The organism is Nitrosomonas communis, assembly GCF_900114745.1.
Classification (GTDB): Bacteria; Pseudomonadota; Gammaproteobacteria; order Burkholderiales; family Nitrosomonadaceae; genus Nitrosomonas; species Nitrosomonas communis_A.
Map to the genome: position 1 here is coordinate 1 of NZ_FOUB01000015.1, position 17,620 is coordinate 17,620.

Annotated in this window: 16 protein-coding genes; 9 read left to right on the top strand and 7 right to left on the bottom strand. The window is 44.1% G+C overall.

Going from position 1 to position 17,620, the window contains the following annotated elements; all coding sequences use genetic code 11:
• From BM122_RS07710 to BM122_RS07720, 3 genes are all read left to right on the top strand, one after another.
• Positions 1 to 433 (top strand): transposase (locus tag BM122_RS07710; RefSeq protein WP_305728202.1); only part of this gene is annotated, 433 nt, incomplete at its 5' end.
• An 821-nt stretch (positions 434 to 1,254) separates the two neighbouring features.
• A complete protein-coding gene (locus BM122_RS07715) occupies positions 1,255 to 1,872 on the top strand; it encodes a hypothetical protein (protein ID WP_074904956.1) in 618 nt (205 codons plus the stop codon).
• 103 nt (positions 1,873 to 1,975) lie between these two features.
• Positions 1,976 to 2,467, top strand: a complete 492-nt coding sequence (locus tag BM122_RS07720) for an SRPBCC family protein (RefSeq protein WP_074905082.1) — start codon at positions 1,976 to 1,978, stop codon at positions 2,465 to 2,467.
• 52 nt (positions 2,468 to 2,519) lie between these two features.
• Here the strand turns inward: BM122_RS07720 and BM122_RS07725 are convergent, their stop codons facing one another.
• Positions 2,520 to 4,508 carry a DNA repair helicase YoaA gene (locus BM122_RS07725; RefSeq protein WP_074904958.1) on the bottom strand — a complete coding sequence of 663 codons (1,989 nt, stop codon included), beginning with the start codon at positions 4,506 to 4,508 and terminating at the stop codon, positions 2,520 to 2,522.
• 411 nt (positions 4,509 to 4,919) lie between these two features.
• On the opposite strand from BM122_RS07725, the gene BM122_RS07730 reads away from it, so the two are divergent.
• Genes BM122_RS07730 through BM122_RS07750 form a run of 5 tightly spaced genes read left to right on the top strand, consistent with a single transcriptional unit; the run spans position 4,920 to position 10,839 of the window.
• Entirely contained in the window at positions 4,920 to 7,181 is a 2,262-nt protein-coding gene (locus tag BM122_RS07730; RefSeq protein WP_074904960.1) for an LPS-assembly protein LptD, read from the top strand.
• A 38-nt stretch (positions 7,182 to 7,219) separates the two neighbouring features.
• Positions 7,220 to 8,584, top strand: coding sequence for a peptidylprolyl isomerase (locus BM122_RS07735; RefSeq protein ID WP_074905084.1), 1,365 nt, complete (start codon positions 7,220 to 7,222; stop codon positions 8,582 to 8,584).
• A gap of 15 nt (positions 8,585 to 8,599) precedes the next feature.
• Complete coding sequence (gene pdxA, locus BM122_RS07740; RefSeq protein ID WP_074904962.1) at positions 8,600 to 9,592, top strand: 4-hydroxythreonine-4-phosphate dehydrogenase PdxA; 993 nt, start codon at positions 8,600 to 8,602, stop codon at positions 9,590 to 9,592.
• A gap of 60 nt (positions 9,593 to 9,652) precedes the next feature.
• Complete coding sequence (gene rsmA / locus BM122_RS07745; RefSeq protein WP_177198072.1) at positions 9,653 to 10,426, top strand: 16S rRNA (adenine(1518)-N(6)/adenine(1519)-N(6))-dimethyltransferase RsmA; 774 nt, start codon at positions 9,653 to 9,655, stop codon at positions 10,424 to 10,426.
• The gene (locus BM122_RS07750; RefSeq protein ID WP_074904966.1) at positions 10,423 to 10,839 is read left to right on the top strand and encodes a VOC family protein; all 417 of its coding nucleotides are present in this window, start codon (positions 10,423 to 10,425) and stop codon (positions 10,837 to 10,839) included. Before rsmA ends, BM122_RS07750 begins: the two co-directional genes overlap by 4 nt.
• Positions 10,840 to 10,934: 95 nt before the next feature.
• Here BM122_RS07750 and hemF read toward each other — a convergent pair whose 3' ends face one another.
• Entirely contained in the window at positions 10,935 to 11,831 is an 897-nt protein-coding gene (gene hemF / locus BM122_RS07755) for an oxygen-dependent coproporphyrinogen oxidase (RefSeq protein ID WP_074904968.1), read from the bottom strand.
• A gap of 197 nt (positions 11,832 to 12,028) precedes the next feature.
• On the opposite strand from hemF, the gene aroC reads away from it, so the two are divergent.
• Positions 12,029 to 13,201 (top strand): chorismate synthase, encoded by a 1,173-nt coding sequence (gene aroC, locus BM122_RS07760; RefSeq protein ID WP_074904970.1) that lies wholly within the window; start codon positions 12,029 to 12,031, stop codon positions 13,199 to 13,201.
• 118 nt (positions 13,202 to 13,319) lie between these two features.
• Here aroC and BM122_RS07765 read toward each other — a convergent pair whose 3' ends face one another.
• From BM122_RS07765 to BM122_RS07785, 5 genes are all read right to left on the bottom strand, one after another.
• Positions 13,320 to 13,811, bottom strand: coding sequence for a methylated-DNA--[protein]-cysteine S-methyltransferase (locus BM122_RS07765; protein ID WP_074904972.1), 492 nt, complete (start codon positions 13,809 to 13,811; stop codon positions 13,320 to 13,322).
• A gap of 3 nt (positions 13,812 to 13,814) precedes the next feature.
• The gene (locus BM122_RS07770; protein WP_083398386.1) at positions 13,815 to 14,714 is read right to left on the bottom strand and encodes a DNA-3-methyladenine glycosylase family protein; all 900 of its coding nucleotides are present in this window, start codon (positions 14,712 to 14,714) and stop codon (positions 13,815 to 13,817) included.
• Between the two features lie 33 nt (positions 14,715 to 14,747).
• A complete protein-coding gene (locus tag BM122_RS07775) occupies positions 14,748 to 15,542 on the bottom strand; it encodes a TrmH family RNA methyltransferase (RefSeq protein WP_074904977.1) in 795 nt (264 codons plus the stop codon).
• Positions 15,543 to 15,870: 328 nt separating this feature from the next.
• Positions 15,871 to 16,557: an N-acetylmuramate alpha-1-phosphate uridylyltransferase MurU gene (murU, locus tag BM122_RS07780; protein ID WP_083398387.1), complete on the bottom strand. Its 687-nt coding sequence runs from the start codon at positions 16,555 to 16,557 to the stop codon at positions 15,871 to 15,873.
• 41 nt (positions 16,558 to 16,598) lie between these two features.
• Positions 16,599 to 17,609 carry an aminoglycoside phosphotransferase family protein gene (locus tag BM122_RS07785; protein WP_074904981.1) on the bottom strand — a complete coding sequence of 337 codons (1,011 nt, stop codon included), beginning with the start codon at positions 17,607 to 17,609 and terminating at the stop codon, positions 16,599 to 16,601.
• Positions 17,610 to 17,620 lie beyond the last annotated feature (11 nt).

Here is a 17,620-nt window from a genome sequence, read left to right on the forward strand (position 1 = left end):
TATTGATGAAAGTGGGTTTGCACAGGATGCGCCGCGCACGCACGGTTATGCACCCGCTGGCCAGAGATGTCATGGCACGCATGACTGGCATGCGCAAGGTCGTATCAACGCGATTGGCGCCCTGATCGGAAAGCTATTGATAACCGTCAGCCTGTTTGCAGTCAATATCAGCGCCGATGTATTTCATGGATGGGCGATGCAGGACCTGTTGCCTAAATTGCCGTCACATGCGGTCGTTGTGATGGACAATGCTACCTTCCATAAGAGGCAGGATACGCAAGAGGCCATACAAAACGCTGGGCACACCCTTGAATACTTACCCGCTTATTCTCCTGATCTTAATCCCATCGAACATAAATGGGCACAGGCCAAAGCACTGCGTAAACAACAAAACCAGACCGTTGAGATGCTTTTTAAATCCTATACATTCTGAATTATTCTTAACTGGTTAGGCTATATTATAACTTTCGTAAATAGATTCATTATTTTTACGTTTTATTAAAATTTTACAAATCATCATGATTTATAGCGGCATCTAAGCAGTAATCTTAATATTAGGTCGTAATATCCTTTGCTGAATCTGGTTATCTTTTTGATACCATAATCAAGTGGCAAGCACTTTCGAAGCGTACTTATGGACAAAATAAAGACATGTTTGCGTTGGTTATCAATAATCATACTTACTATCAGGGTTGAGCAGCGCGTAGGACGCAATTGTTATTGCGCTTTATGAGGTAAATGGTGCAATGCGCTTCGCTTATTAGACCCTACCTACTGTCTCGCAAAATCCCCCATATATAGTATACCGTTCGCTCATAAATTTTTATTGAAAAATATGAAAACTGGTTACCGAAATTTGATGAGTAAAAGGTATACATCTATTTCTAACATTGTAATCTGCACCATGTTCTCAGCGCTATAAGTACAAATTTTATAAGCCAGAAATAATCCCATCTCTTATTAATGGGCGAACATCATCTAAAGATAATCCTTAAGTGGTTATACGTATTTACTCACTTTCATAATCGGAGTTAACTTATCAAAGACTTGGATATTTATCTGAAAATCATCAATTATCTACTTTAAGATGCTGGAGCGTCGATCATTACGAATATTGATAATGACTTTAGTAAGCATTCAGGCTATAGCTGTGATGGAAAAGACGAAGTAACGCAGTAGCTGGATTGCTTCAATTGTAGCACTCTCGGTTTTGAATCGGTATCGACGCTGCGCATAGACAGAAGGAGATTAATCATGCAGCGATTAGTTCTTACTTTTTGTGTGGGAGTGCTTGTGATTATCGTTTCTGCGCCAAGCAGCGCCGAGCCTGTAACGATAGCAATATGTTCAACGGCAAATGCTCAGAACTCTGGGCACAACCCCGCAATTAACCCTGATTTTGAGAGCTGCAAAACCAGCGCTCAAACTAGCTGTGAGGGTAAAAAAAGAAAAGGAAGCTGTGAATCTTTATCTGCTTTCCCAGTTATCGGCTGGAAGATGCATTCTGACAAAAGTGACAGCAAGGACATCTCAAAATGCGTTCCGATAGAAGTTTCTGAGAAAAATAATAATCATATGCTCAAGGTCGTTTCAAAAGGTAATAAAAGTGGTGTTTTCCTGCAACTATCAAACCTGAAATCTGATGCCAGGCGTATGCTCTCAACATGGCTATGGATCAGAAGCGGTCAGGTTGTTGTAGTGCAAGGTAGGAACACACGACCTGTGTCATGGGGTACTAAAGCAGTTGGAGAGGAGTGGCTGCAGATCTGTACCAATGAAGCAGCGCTGACTGATTCTATCGTAATCTACAATCAGATGAAGAGAGGAAGTAGATTCGAGGTGGATCGGATAGCAATCCGTGACATTCCTTAGCAAGCGGCGCGTAAAAAAACAGTAACCCCATTGAGGTGATTAAAAGAATGAAATATCACATTAGTCTTAAACTTTCTCTTGTATTTTGATTAATAAAGTAATCATGACAGAATTCCAATTTGTCACTGAATGGCGCATCAGTGCCTCTTTAGCCGAGGTGTATGAGGCGATTACGCATTGCCTTGATTGGCCCAAATGGTGGCAGGGCAGTGAGAAAGTGGAAAAACTTGTTATTGGCGATACGAATGGGGTAGGGTGTGTGCATCGTTTTATCTGGAAAGGGCGGATTCCTTATCGGCTTATTTTTGATATACGTGTGACACGAATCGTTCCATTGGCGGTAATAGAAGGGCAGGCCTATGGTGAAGTGATTGGAACTGGGCGGTGGAATTTTTTTCATGAGGATGGTATGACGATAGTGCGTTTTGAATGGCATGTGCGCATTAATCGGTTGTGGATGAATCTCGTTGCTCCACTTGCGCTGCCTTTGTTTAGATGGAACCACCACCAGATAATGCAGCAAGGCGCAGAGGGGTTGGCGCGCTTGTTACATAGTAGACTGGAGTTCGTTCACACTTCAACATACTCAGTGTGAGCATGTTGCTAGCTCGCACGAGGTTGTTAGGGTTGTTAGGGTTGTTAGCGCTTCAACTGCCTTGTGCTTTATCCTGCCCGGTGGCTTCTTCAGAGGTGCTCTGATTACTCTTTTCAGCAAAAAAAATTTCTACGTCAGCTAGATTCCGGGTACGTTTCATCGGGGGCAGGCTTTGCCAGATACGCTTGCCATAAGATTGAGTAATCAGACGGGGATCACAGATCATCAGCACACCTCGATCATTTTCATCCCGGATGAGGCGTCCGGCTCCTTGTTTCAGACTGATGATGGCGTGAGGCAGTTGGTACTCCATGAAGGCATTACGACCTTCCTTATTGATTTTTTCGATGCGTGCTGAGAGTACCGGGTCGTCTGGGGAGGCAAATGGCAGCTTATCGATGATGACTAATGAGAGCGCTTCACCTCGTACATCGACACCTTCCCAGAATGATTGGCTACCAATGAGAATGGCATTGCCTAACTCACGGAAGCGGTCTAACATCGTGGAGCGTGACCCCTGTCCTTGCAGCAAGAGTGGATAATCAAGCTGCTCCTGTTCGAATGTTGCCTGTAATAGCTCATAAATTCGCTGCATAGCGCGCAAACTGGTGCATAAGAAAAAGGCGCGACCACGACTCGCCCGCAATACTGGCAGTGCAGCCTCGACCACGCATTCGATATAGTTACGGTCATTAGGGTTAGGAAGGTGAGTGGGAACATAGAGTAAAGCTTGATTCGGAAAATCAAATGGACTGCTCCAGCTGATTGACTGAGCCGTCTCTAATCCCATCACCTGATGGTAATGGGAAAAATCATTTTTGACTGCCAAAGTTGCTGAAGTAAATATCCATGCACGCGGCGAGGCGTTTAATTGTCGATTGAATATTTCAGCGATAGACAATGGTGTGGCATTCAGCTGCAAAGCATGATTGAACGTTTCAACCCAGCGAACATAACCTTCATTTTCAATTTGCTCACACCAGCGTTTGATGCTGGCATGAAGGGCAATAGCACGGCGCCAGCAGTTTTCCAGCCCTTGTGAGCGAACCGCTTGATTTTCAAGCAGACTGACCAGTAGCATGAGTCTTTCCTGGACAAGAGCAAGCGTATTGTTGAAGTCCGTGTTTTGCATCACTGTAGCAGATGGCAAGCGCGTGTTTTCTCCAGTTATAGTTAAACGTAAATCACGCGTTGCCTTTTCCATGACAGTCACTGCTTCAGGAAGTGCAGTGAAATCTTTGGCGTTGAGCAAGGCTTCAATTTCAGTATCGCGCGCAAGTTCTAACAACTGACTGGTACTGACTGATTCGCCAAAAAACAGACTTGCAACTTCCGGCAATTGATGGGCCTCATCAAAAATCACTGTGTTGCAGGCAGGTAGAAGCTCTGATAATCCTTCATCGCGTAGCATCACATCAGCAAAAAACAAATGGTGGTTGACTACGACAATATCGGCTGAAAGCGCACGTTTGCGTGCTTCCATAACAAAGCATTGCTTATAACTCGGGCATTCTGAGCCCAGGCAGTTATCTCGAGTGGAAGTCACATATTGCCATATAATTGCATTTTCCGGAACTTTGCTGAGTCCGCTTTTATCACCGTGGTAACTCGACTTAGCATAACGTTCGATCAACCCTAGATATTTGACTTCCTCACGCGATGCGAAATTAAGGTGATCAGATTGTAATGTTTTTTCCAGATGGTAATGACAGATATAATTAACTCGACCTTTGAGCAGCGCTACAGTGATAGGGATTTTAAGGGCTGCACGAATGGTAGGAATATCTCGGTTAAACAGTTGATCTTGCAATGTTTTAGTGCCGGTAGAGAGAATCACTTTGCCGCCCATCAATAAAGTGGGTACCAGATAAGCAAATGTTTTTCCAGTTCCGGTACCAGCTTCTGCTATTAATACACTATGATGTTCAATTGTATCTGCAATGACTTGAGCCATTTGCAATTGCTGAGTACGAACTCGATATCCCGGTATGGTGTGGGCTAACAGGCCGTTTTCAGAGAAAATAGTAGCAAGATCAGACATGGAAGAAATTTTGTCAGCTAAAATAATACTCTCATTTAGAATGGGTAATGGACAAGGTAAATGAATTAAATTCAATTCTGCATGCTTTAAAACAACTCCTGAGAACAATAATGAACGAGTTAATTACTTTTATTTGGTGAAGTCATATTAATTCCATTTCTAGATCAAAACTGACTTTGTCGACTTCACCTTGCCATATTATTTATACTGTCTGCGGCTTGCCTTCGCGTCATTTTTGATTTGGAAATGGAATAAGATCTTTCATTTAGTACGCTTGATGCGAAATGATCATCTTTATCTCTTTTTGTATCATCTCTATTTCATATTATTCCTATGATGTGGATAGGCTGAAAACCTGACTATAACAAACATCTTCCTGAAAAAAGATTTTCAGGATGACTTACAAGTGTAATGAACAATTATTATATTCAAATTCTCGTTTTTTTTATTTTATTCGGCTCATCTGTCATCGTGGTTGCAGCCGAGCAGTTGAGTGGGTCAAAAAAGAAACTACCGGTATTTATGGAGGCTGACCAAATAAAAGGTCATCCTCACGAAGAAGTGGAAGCAATAGGAAAGGTTAAATTGCAACGCGGTGATCAAGTGATATCAGCCGAGTATATGAAATATCTTCCTGACACAAAAGATGCGATCATTGATGGCAAAGTACATCTTGAACGAGAGAAAGATGTGCTGGAAGGAACTCATCTCAGGTTGAATCTGGAAAGTTTTAGAGGAGAGCTTGGCCAGCCGAGTTATCATTTAAAAGAAGGAGGGGGGCGTGGGAGTGGAAGTTTATTTTTGTTTGAAGGAGAAGATCATTACCGGCTAAAAAAAGGCAGTTATACAACTTGCCCAATCGGAAACGATGATTGGTTCATCCGAGCGGAAGACTTGGAAATTGATGAAGAGAAAGAAATCGGTACTGCACGCCATGTTAGGGTTGCATTCAAGGATGTTCCTTTTCTTTATTTGCCGTGGTTAAATTTTTCCTATAGTGGTAAACGAAAAACAGGCTTTCTTGCACCCGTTATGGGCAATACGGCACGAAGTGGTGTGGAAATGTCGTTGCCTTTTTACTGGAATATCGCGCCGAATTATGATGCAACGATTACGGCACGTGCTATGAGTAAACGTGGCATAATGTTCGAAAATGAGTTCCGCTATATGGGCGAAACGCTGGGTGGGCAGGCGCTTTTCGATATATTGCCTAATGATCTGATCACTAATGAGACTCGCTATGGTGTTTTCTTAAATCATGCCCAGTATTTTGGTAAAGGTTGGTCAGGTAATGTCGATTATAATCTTGTTTCTGATCGTGATTTTTTTCGTGATCTCGGCACTAACGTTAACCTCACTGCTAGAACCAACCTCTTACAACAGGCGACTACTACATATAATAGTAGCTTAGGCCAGAATGGGGCGATAAGCTTTACCACAATGGTCCAGAGTTTTCAAACGCTTCAAGACCCCAGATCGCTCATTGTTCCGCCCTACAAACGTTTGCCTCAGTTTACCTTGACAGCATCACAGCGTGATGTTTATGGATTGGATTTTGATTTTACGAGTATTTGGACGAACTTTTTTTTCGAAACCCAACGTTTGCCAGATGGGCAACAATTAAAGCTAGCTGATGGATTGCGCTTAGTACTTTTTCCCAGTGTTAGCATGCCTTTGCAAACTGCATTTGGCTATCTCAAGCCCAAGGTAAGTTTGCATCATACCCGATACAATCTCAATGAGCCTGTAAGTGAAAATGGAGAAACTAACATCAATCGTACTGTACCGCTATTCAGCCTCGACTCTGGTGTGGTATTTGAACGGGATACCAAGTTCAGAAATGAGAACTTTGTGCAAACGCTTGAGCCACGCATTTATTACCTCTATGTTCCATTCCGCAATCAGAGTGATCGTATCTTTCCCAACTTTGAATCGGCGGAGATGGATTTCAGTTTTGCGCAGATTTTTACTGAAAACCGGTTCAGTGGTCATGACCGGATCAATGACGCCAATGAAGTTACTTTGGCATTGACCTCACGTCTCATTGAATCAACCACAGGGAATGAGCGGTTACGGCTTGCGGTAGGTCAGCGAGTACGTTTTGCGAACCGCGACGTGGTACTAGCTACGCAACAAACGACCAGTAATAAATCAGATTTTATTGCAGCTATTTCAGGAAGAATCACTCCGGTGATTACGACTGATACCAGTGTGCAACTCGATGCAAGTGAATTACGCGTAGAAAAAATCCGCACCGGCGTAAGTTATCATCCAGAGCCAGGTAAGGTATTCAATCTAGGCTATCGCTATACTCGAGGGGTGCCCGGGGTGGTGCAAAGTACTAATTTACTATTTCCGCTTCCAGGAGCAGCTCTGGAACAGGTCGATGCATCCACTCAATGGCCCTTTCTGAGAAACTGGCAAGGGATGGCAAGCGTCAACTATTCATTGCAGGATGATAAGCTTTTAGCTGGACTGGTAGGGTTAGAATACAATTCGTGTTGCTGGACGTTACGTATGGTGCTAAACCGATTTATTACCGCAACGGAAAGAACTTCTACGGCATTTTTTGTCCAACTCGAATTAAATGGTCTGATGCGAATAGGGAATAATCCGATACGGGTATTGCGCCAGGGTATTCCAGGCTATACACATACAAGTGAGCAGTTCTAAATGAGATGAATATTTACGAATAATTGGAATAAATGGGAATGGTGAAAAATATACGCAGAATAGCTAACCATCATATTAACCAGGCAAGTTTTGCTTGTCAGATTATGTTGATGCTAATCATTATGGCAATAACCGGGAAAGCGGTTGCACAACAAACTGTTGTTGCCCTCAGCCAAGCCATACCAGTTGATCATATTGTTGCTGTCGTTAATGAAGAAGTGATTACTCGTACTGAACTCAATGATGTGATTCAAAATACCGTCAGACAATTGCAGAAACAGGGAATACAACTGCCACCTTTTGAGGTGTTGGGAAAACAATTGCTAGAACGTCTCATCCTGACGAGAGCCCAGTTGCAGCGTGCCAAAGAACTGGGCATATCCGTTAATGATACTGAGCTTGACAAAACGATACGCAATATCGCTAAGGAAAATAAGTTGTCGATGGGGGAATTCTATGCTGCGCTCGAGCAAGAAGGGATTGGTTTGAGCCAATTCCGGGATGAGATACGCAATGAAGTTCTTATGGCTCGATTAAAAGAACGTGAGGTAAACAGCCGGATTAATGTAACAGAAGGGGAAATAGATAATTTTCTACGGACTCAGGAAACCTCATCGATTGGTAATGATGAATATCATGTTGCCCATATTCTGATCCAGATCTTGGAACAAATGGATGCAGCACAGATTGAAGCGAAGCGCCAACGCGCAGAAGCTGCCATGAGAAAATTACAGGAAGGTGTGGAATTTGCGCAAGTCTCAGCGGAATTTTCCGATGCCCCCAATGCGATGCAGGGAGGAGACCTTGGATGGCGACCTATCATGCAGATGGGACCCTCTTTTGCTGAAATACTGGTGAAAATGCAGCGTGGTCAAGTAACGCCCATCATTCAAAGTCCTGTCGGTTTTCATATTCTCAAATTATTAGGTCGACGTCCACAGGAAACTCCGGTGGTCATTATCAAGCAAACAAATGCCCGTCATATTCTGATCAAAATCAGTGAGTTGATATCAGAAGATGATGCGCATCGCATGATCATGCAAATTAAAGATCGCATTGATAAAGGGGCTAATTTTGCAGAAACAGCGAAAGCTCATTCTGAAGATGCCAGTGGCTCAAGTGGCGGAGATCTAGGCTGGCTTTCTCCTGGTGATACGGTTCCTGAATTTGAACAGGCTATGGATGTGCTTTTACCTGGCCAAATCAGCTCTCCTATAAGAACCCAATTTGGCTGGCATTTGATTCAAGTGATCGAGCGTCGATCACAAGATGTCAGTAATGAGCAGGAACGCCAAACTGCACGCAAGGCAATCCATGCAAGAAAGGCAGAAATGGTGATGCAGGAGTGGTTACAGCAGCTACGCGATCAGGCTTATGTTGAATATCGAGCTGAAGATATTTAACAGTATAGCCAGTCGATGAATAACATACCGATACTTGCCTTAACGGCAGGGGAACCTGCTGGCATTGGCCCTGATTTGTGCATACAAATTGCCCAGGAAGCCTTATCTTGCCAACTCGTGGTTATTGCAGACCGTGACATGCTGCAACAGCGCGCAGCATTGTTACAACTGCCCCTGGAATTAATCGAAAGACCCTCTGCTCATTTCAGTGAACATAAACCCGGTAGCCTGCAACTTGTGCATATACCGGTAAACGCACCTGTCTTTCCTGGCAAACTGGAGCCAGCGAATGCAAGTTCTGTCATTGAAACACTGCAATATGCTATACAAGGTTGTCAAAATGGAATATTTGATGCTTTGGTGACAGCACCGGTTCACAAGGGAATCATCAGCGAAGCGGGCATCCCCTTTACAGGCCATACTGAATATCTAGCTGAGATGACGCATAGTCAAGTTGTGATGATGTTGGTAGGGGGCAACATGCGGGTAGCGCTTGCTACTACGCACTTGCCCTTGAAAGAAGTCGCTGCCACGATTACGCCTGAAAAGCTCGAGCAGAAACTACGTATTATCCATCGTGATCTGGTTAATCGTTTTTTTATCAATAATCCATGCATTGCCGTTGCGGGACTCAATCCTCACGCAGGTGAGTCAGGACATATGGGTCGTGAAGAAATCGACATTATCATCCCAGTGCTGACCAAACTTCGTGCGGAAGGCATAAATTTGCTGGGGCCTTTGCCGGCCGATACCTTGTTCAATCCAGTACGGTTGAAGGATTATGATTGCATTCTTGCCATGTATCATGATCAAGGGCTGCCTGTGCTTAAGTACGCAAGCTTCGGCACGGGGGTCAATATCACTTTGGGACTTCCCCTTATTCGTACGTCGGTGGACCATGGCACCGCCCTTGATTTGGTTGGAACGGGACGAGCTGATCCAGGTAGTTTACGAGCAGCGATAGAAATGGCAATCATGCTGGCTCAAAAGCGGTGTACTCGGCAATAATTCTGAAGTTTCATCACCACAGTTAACTATCAGCCTAAGTTGACGTATTTTTATTAGATTGTGAAGCATATTCCTCGCAAGCGTTTTGGTCAGAATTTTCTGATCGACCCCCAGATTATTGGTGAAATCATTCATGCTGTCCGACCATCCAGGGGTGACCGGCTTATTGAGATTGGCCCTGGATTAGGCGCATTAACGCGGCCATTGCTACAAATTGTCGATCATCTTCAGACCATAGAAATTGACCGAGATATTGTTAAGCACCTAAGGCTGGAATTTCCTGAAGAAAAACTAACCATTCATTCAGCAGATGCGCTGAAGTTTGATTTTTCTCAATTGGGTAACCGCTTACGCATCATCGGTAACTTACCCTATAACATTTCTACCCCCCTTTTGTTTCATCTTAGTCGATTCTGTTCCTATATCGCTGATATGCATTTTATGTTGCAGAAAGAAGTAGTCGAGCGCATGGTAGCTCTTCCCTCTACGCCGGACTATGGGCGTTTATCTGTCATGCTACAGAATTATTTTGAAATGGAGCAGATCCTGATGGTCCCGGCAGAATCGTTTCGTCCTGTCCCAAAAGTAAAATCAGCTATTGTACGCATGCGCCCATTGGCGCAAACGATTATTCCTGCTGAGCAAGATTCGTTATTTAGCAAAATTGTATCATCTGCCTTCTCACAACGACGTAAAACATTGCGCAATACTTTGCGTGGTTATCTAAAACCTGAAGATTTTGATGCTTTAGCCTTAGATTCCGGGTTACGGGCAGAAAACTTATCTGTGGAGCAATTTGCGAATATTGTTAATTATTTAGAGGGTATGAGGTGACAGTAGATGTTGGTTTGACACATATTGCACTTGCTGCGAGCAATTTGGACAAAAGCATTGCGTTCTATGCTCGGTATGCCCGCATGGTAGTGGTTCATGATCGTATCGATACTGAAACGGATATCCGCGTAATATGGCTTTCTGATAAAACTCGTCCATTTGTGGTAGTTCTTTTTCAGTTAGATAAACCTAAAGTAATTCTTGAGCCGCTAGCTCATTTAGGCGTTGGCTGTTCCTCTAGGGAAGAGGTGGATAGTTTATCCAAGCAAGCAAAAGAGGAGGGTGTTCTGATAAAAGAGCCTACTGATTCAGGGTATCCAGTTGGTTATTGGGCATTATTGAAAGATCCAGATGGTCATACATTGGAATTATCTTATGGGCAAGAGATTGGTCTGACCATTGATAAGACATAGTGTCATTAAAGAGCGTTCTATGGGCTAAGCGGTAGTAAGTGTGAAGTTCGAGCGCCAGTCTTGCACGGCGCTCAATGATATCTTCCAGATAATACCTACGCCCAGTCTTTAGCAATCAGGAAGTTGCTATAGAGTGCAGCTTCTGCACTGCCTGCTGGAGGAGTCCAGTTATAGCGCCATTTGACAATTGGGGGCAAAGACATCAGGATCGATTCGGTACGCCCGCCTGTTTGCAATCCAAATAATGTACCTCGATCCCAGACTAAATTGAATTCGACATAGCGTCCGCGACGATACGCCTGAAAATCACGCTCACGCTCACCATACGGTATATTGAGGCGTTTTTCCAGGATCGGAACATAGGCGGATAAAAAATGATCTCCCACGCTCTGCATTAGATTAAAGCAGGTGGTGAAATCAGGTTGGTTGAAATCATCAAAAAAAATACCGCCGATACCGCGCGGTTCTTTGCGATGCTTTAAGTAGAAATACTCATCGCACCATTTTTTGAAGCGAGGATAGTATTCATCACCAAAAGGCTGAAGTGCGCTTTTACACGTTTGGTGAAAATGAATGGCATCTTCTTCAAAGCCATAATACGGTGTTAAATCCATTCCGCCACCAAACCACCAAACGGATTCTGATCCTTCTTTTTTGGCTTCAAAGAAACGTACATTCATGTGTATAGTGGGAGCATAGGGATTGCGTGGATGCAAAACCAGTGACACCCCGGTCGCTTCAAATGAACGGCCAGCTAATTCAGGCCGTGCAGCTGTAGCTGACGCAGGTAGACCGCTGCCATGGACATAAGAAAAATTAACCCCCCCTCGCTCAAATATATTACCTTCTTCAATCACGCAGCTTAGTCCACCGCCTCCCTCTGGACGTTCCCAGGCATCGTGCAGGAAAGGCATGCCATCCAGTTGCTCTAATCCTGCAACAATTCTTTTTTGTAAATTAATGAGAAAGACTTTGACTTCCGCTGTATTCATGATTGCTCCTCTTTTAGCTCAGTAACATCAATTAGATAATGACCTTCATTTGTAAACATCATTTTACCTAGAGGTACACGGCTAGGAAAGAAATTCAGTCGCAAGCATTGGTATAAAATTATTCGCCGGCGAGCAACAGTAAAAATCTACACCAGCATATGTTAGACTTGGCTCACCGATTTAACGAGTAAAAGAGAATGTCTGGGAATACGCTTGGAAAACTTTTTTGTGTCACGTCGTTTGGCGAGTCGCATGGCCCGGCGATTGGTTGTGTAGTAGATGGATGCCCGCCAGGATTGGCTTTATCAGAAGAATTTATACAACAAGAATTGGATCGGCGCAAACCTGGCACTTCTCGCCATGTTACACAGCGGCGAGAATCTGATCGGGTAGAAATCCTTTCGGGCGTGTTTGAAGATAAAACAACCGGCACACCGATTGCCTTGCTGATTCGTAATGAGGATCAGCGTAGCAAGGATTACAGCAAAATCATGGAAGTGTTTCGCCCCGGCCATGCGGATTACACCTATTGGCAGAAATACGGTATTCGTGATTACCGCGGGGGCGGGCGTGCATCTGCGCGCGAAACTGCAGTTCGGGTGGCAGCAGCTGCCATCGCCAAGAAATGGTTATATGAAACCTATGGGATAACCATTCGCGGTTATATGGCGCAGTTGGGACCTGTCGTCATCCCATTCAAACAATGGGGGGATGTGAATCAGAACCCATTTTTTGTGGCAGATAGCCGTATTGTACCGGAGCTCGAGGATTTTATGGATCGCTTGCGGAAATCTGGTGATTCGGTGGGGGCAAAAATCAGCGTCATTGCTGAGGGAGTGCCCGTTGGCTGGGGGGAGCCTGTCTATGATCGCTTGGATGCAGAAATTGCTTACGCCATGATGAGTATCAATGCCGTCAAAGGAGTAGAGATTGGTGCAGGATTTGCTAGTGTCAGCCAGAAAGGAACAGAACATTCGGACGAAATGACGCCCGAAGGATTTCTGAGCAATAACGCTGGCGGTATACTTGGCGGTATTTCTACTGGTCAACCCATTACTGTTAATGTGGCAATTAAACCCACATCCAGCATACGCCTCGGGCGACGCTCTATCGATAAAGCAGGGAGGCCGGTCATTGTCGAAACACATGGCAGGCATGATCCTTGTGTTGGCATACGTGCTACCCCTATTGTTGAAGCTATGCTGGCCTTGGTTCTAATGGATCATGCCTTGCGTCATCGCGCACAAAATGCCGATGTGGTATGCAATACGCCCAAAATTCCAGGAGAGGTGGGCAGTAGCGCTATGACAACTACCTCCGCAGGACCAGAATCACCCTTAACTGAAGATCCAGAACCCTATGAAGTGTGAGCAAGTTTGATCTGTTATTGAGTGCCAACGTGAGAGTTTGTTGGCACAACCTCTATCTGGTTTATCAAACCGGTAGCTTTACTGATGGATTAATTTCATCACACCGGCGGGGGCAGCTTTACCTTGGCAGTAGCTCACCCTGTTTTGCTTCATGTGTCAATAACCATTGCTTACGGGGGAGGCCACCGCCATAACCCACCAGTTTACCGTTTGCACCAATCACGCGATGACAAGGTATGATAATGGAAATAGGATTCTTTCCGTTTGCCAAACCAACTGCCCGTACCGCTTTGGGTGTTTGAATACGTTCGGCAATACTTTTATAGCTGATCGTTTCACCATAGGGAATGGTGGTGAGCGATTGCCAAACCTTTTCCTGGAAAGTTGTTCCAGTTGCCTTGAGTGGGAGTTCAAAGTGAGATAATTCTTTTGCAAAATAAGCCTTTAATTGGGAAACGGCTTCTTTAAAGAGCGCTGGGTCATATACCCAATTCTCTTTCATGTGAGGTAAGTAATTTTGTACATCCATATATAAGCCCATAAGGTGTTCACCATCGCTCATGAGTAAAAGTGGGTCGATAGGGCTTTCCATAATCGTGTAGTTATTCATTGTTTAGCCTCCTGTACTTAAATGATGCCATAAATGGATTACGCCGTAAGCACGCCAGGGTTGCCATTTTTCTGTACGACTCAGAACACCCGCTGACTTTTCTACTTGTAATGCGCGCATGAGTCCCAGGTCTGAGGCCGGGATTGCATTAGAGTCTCCCAGAGCGCGCATGGCAATGTATTGAACAGTCCAAGGGCCGATTCCTGGCAGCGCAATCAATTGTTCAATGAGCTGAGTTGAATTCCCTTCCTCCAGCTTCAGTGCTCCATCAGTTATTTTCTTTGCAAGCAGTTGAATAGTTAAAGCACGGCGTTGCGTTAGACCCAGATTGATCAAGGTTTGTAGCTTTGCGTCAGCGATCGCGCTCGCTACTGGTCCGGTGCGGTTTAGTTCAGGAAAGGGAGTATCGACCAGCTCACCAAAAGTTGTAACGAAACGATTGAATAGGGTAGTGGCTGCCTTGACAGAAACTTGTTGACCCACTATCGCACGTAAGCTCAGCTCAAAGCCATTCAGAGTACGCGGAACGCGTAAGCCAGGGTTATGAGTAATCAGTGGTTTTAATATTTTGTCGCGTTTCAGATGACTTTCAATAGCGACTGGATTCGCATTCAGGTCAAATAAGATGTGTAAACAAGTCTGTAGCTGAGTCACATGAGGCAGCAGTGACGGCGATATTTCTACATTGATTCGATGACGTATCGGATCCTGCTGAGCAGTAATCCAGCCGGTAGCATTGCCGAGTTTAATCGTTCGTAGATAGCGATTACCCATTAACTGCTCTACGTTGCCGCTGCCACGACTACAAAGAAAACCGACTAAGGTTTTCCAAGCCAATGGCGGGTGGTAACCTAGGTGTAAAGCTGTCGTTTTCTCCTCCTGCTGAGAACTGATACAAGACACATTGATTAAATGTTTAGATGAGGCAATTAAATATTAATAGCATTGCTGCCTCATCTTCTCAAAAAAACAGATGGCTGCTGCGGCAGCTACATTGAGCGATTCCGTATTGTCGGTCATAGGAATTGTAACCCGCTCGCTGGCTGCTCTCAGTATTTCTTGCGATAATCCTGCGCCTTCATTGCCAAATACAAATGCAACCGGGCCTTTGAGATCGGTCTGATAAAGGTGCTGTGCAGACTGTAAAGTCGCCGCAATGACTTTGCCATGAAATTGCTGAGCTATTTGCACCAAATCAGATTGCTCGTGTATGGTTAGCGAGAAATGTGCTCCCATTGCTGCTCGCAGAGTTTTGGGTGACCAAGCATCGGCACAATCGTTGGATAAATAAACATCACTTACACCAGCGGCGGCGGCCGAACGCAGCATCGAACCGAGATTGCCAGGGTCCTGTATGGCTTCTAGTAATGTACAAAATACCTGACTTTCATCAATTGCATTAGGATCACATGTAGGAATATTAATCAACGCTAGGATACCGGTTGGTGTTGTGACAGGAGATACTTGCTTGAACAAGGTATCACTGAATATTGCGGTATCGATGCCAGATTGTTTGCTGAATTTGCGTATCAAATAATTGATTTCAGCATAGCCATATCCTGATTCACTTACGATCAACTTTAGCGGTATTTGTTCTTTCGCATGATAAACCTGAATGAGATGGACTCCATCGAGCAATGTCAAACCTTTTAATCGTCGTGCCCGTGACGATTTTTCCAGCTTGACCAGTTGTTTAAAGAGAGCATGCTCGCGGGAAGTTATGGGATACATAAGATGCGAATTTCTGAAATACTGAAATTTTCTAATTCGCTATTTTCTCATATATCCACTTTGCAGCATTTTCATAAATTTAAAACTTATAGTTATTCCATTTCCAAATCAAAAATGACGCGAAGGCAAGCCGCAGCCAGTATAACTAATACAGCAAGGTGAAGCCGACAAAACCAGTTTGATTAGAAATGGAATTAATAAATACCTGTACAGTTTTGGGTACCACAACACGCTGTCTGGCCAAAGGTATAATGTACTGTCATTTAATATCTTTAATTGGCAACCTGTATCAGTGGATGCCCATAAGAGATTGAATACCAAAATACTTTCATACAAATTGTGCAGTAAGCCATTGCAGCCGTTCTGGTGTGCCGATATCCATCCATATTCCTTGGTAATATTCCCCTCCAACCTTATTTAAAGGGATTGCCTGGCCTAATAAAAGCGAAAGTTTGCTGGCAGTTCCAGGCGCAACCTGATTAAAGAAGTCGGGATGATAAACACCAATCCCGCTAAAAGTGAGTTTGTGATGCCCGCTTGCAGTGAGGTGTCCTTGCTCCAGAAAAAAATCACCATCAGGATGATGAGGAGGGTTATCGACCAGGACCAAATGGGCAAGCTCGCCATCAGAATTTATTTGCAATCGCTGCAATGCTGGTAATAAGGTAGAGAAATTTATCTGACAAAAGATATCGGCGTTGACAACCAGGAAGGGTTGTTTTGCTGAGCAACGGGTTAAAAGCGGTAGCGCATTGGCGATGCCACCCGCTGTTTCCAGTACAGTCGTTTCTTTTGAGTAGCTAATGTTGATGCCATAGCGCTGACCATCACCTAAGGCTGCCTCAATCATGTGGCCTAAATAAGCATGATTAATGACGATATCCTTAAAACCAGCCTGTGCCAGATTTTGCAGATGATATTCGATCAACATTTGTTTTCCGGCCCGAAGCAACGGTTTGGGCAATGTATCGGTGAGAGGGCGCATGCGCTCACCTCGCCCTGCTGCAAGAATCATGGCTTTAAAGGAATGACTTGGCATTAAGTAGAAGGTATTAATTAGAAGGTATAACCCATTTTTGTATCAGGTTGTATGCCTTCAAGCTGATCCAATAGGTTAAGCAATGGATGAAGCTCTCGGTAGCGTTCACATGCCTTGCGTAAATAGGTCATGACTAGTGGCATATCTTTGAGATAGGCTTCTTTATGATCTCGATGATACAGTCGCGCAAAAATTCCCAATACTTTAAGATGACGTTGGACACCCATCCATTCAAAGTCTCGGTAAAAATTAGAAAAATTAGTCGAAACGGGAAGTCCAGCTTTACGTGCTTTTTCCCAGTAACGAATGACCCAGTCTAATATGCGCTCTTCCTCCCAATGGATATAGGCATCTTTAAACAACGAAACAAGGTCATACGTAATTGGACCATACACTGCATCCTGGAAATCAAGAATACCAGGGTTGGGTGTAGTCATCATCAAGTTGCGAGAGTGATAATCCCTGTGAACAAATACTTTGGGCTGGGCAAGATTATTTTCAAGAATGCGTGAAAAAATAGCCGCTAGGTCATCGATTTGCTTTTGACTGAGTATTACTTGTAAATGTCTGGCAACGTACCACTCTGTAAACAAGTCTAATTCTTTTCTGAGTAGCGCTGCATCATATTCAGGAAATGTATTTGTCTGACTGATCAGTTGAATTTTAATGAGTGCATCGGTTGCATCGCCATAAAGCCTATCTGCAGTAGCCGGATTTGTTTGCAGTGTTTGCAAGTAAGTCGTATTTCCCAAGTCTGACAGTAACAAAAAACCTTGTGTCAGGTTTTGGGTTAATATAGTCGGTACATGGACGTTAGCGGTAACAAATACTTCAGCTGCATGCAGAAATGGTGCGCAGTTTTCCAGTTGTGGTGGCGCATCCATGGCAATGATAGATTGCTGATCCATTATGATACGAAAATAACGACGGAAGCTTGCATCAGCAGAAGCAGCGGAGAGTTCAAAAGATTTACCAGGAAATTCTGTTTTTAACCAATTTTCCAGGAGCTGTAAACGATCAAGAGTCATGAATCAATATG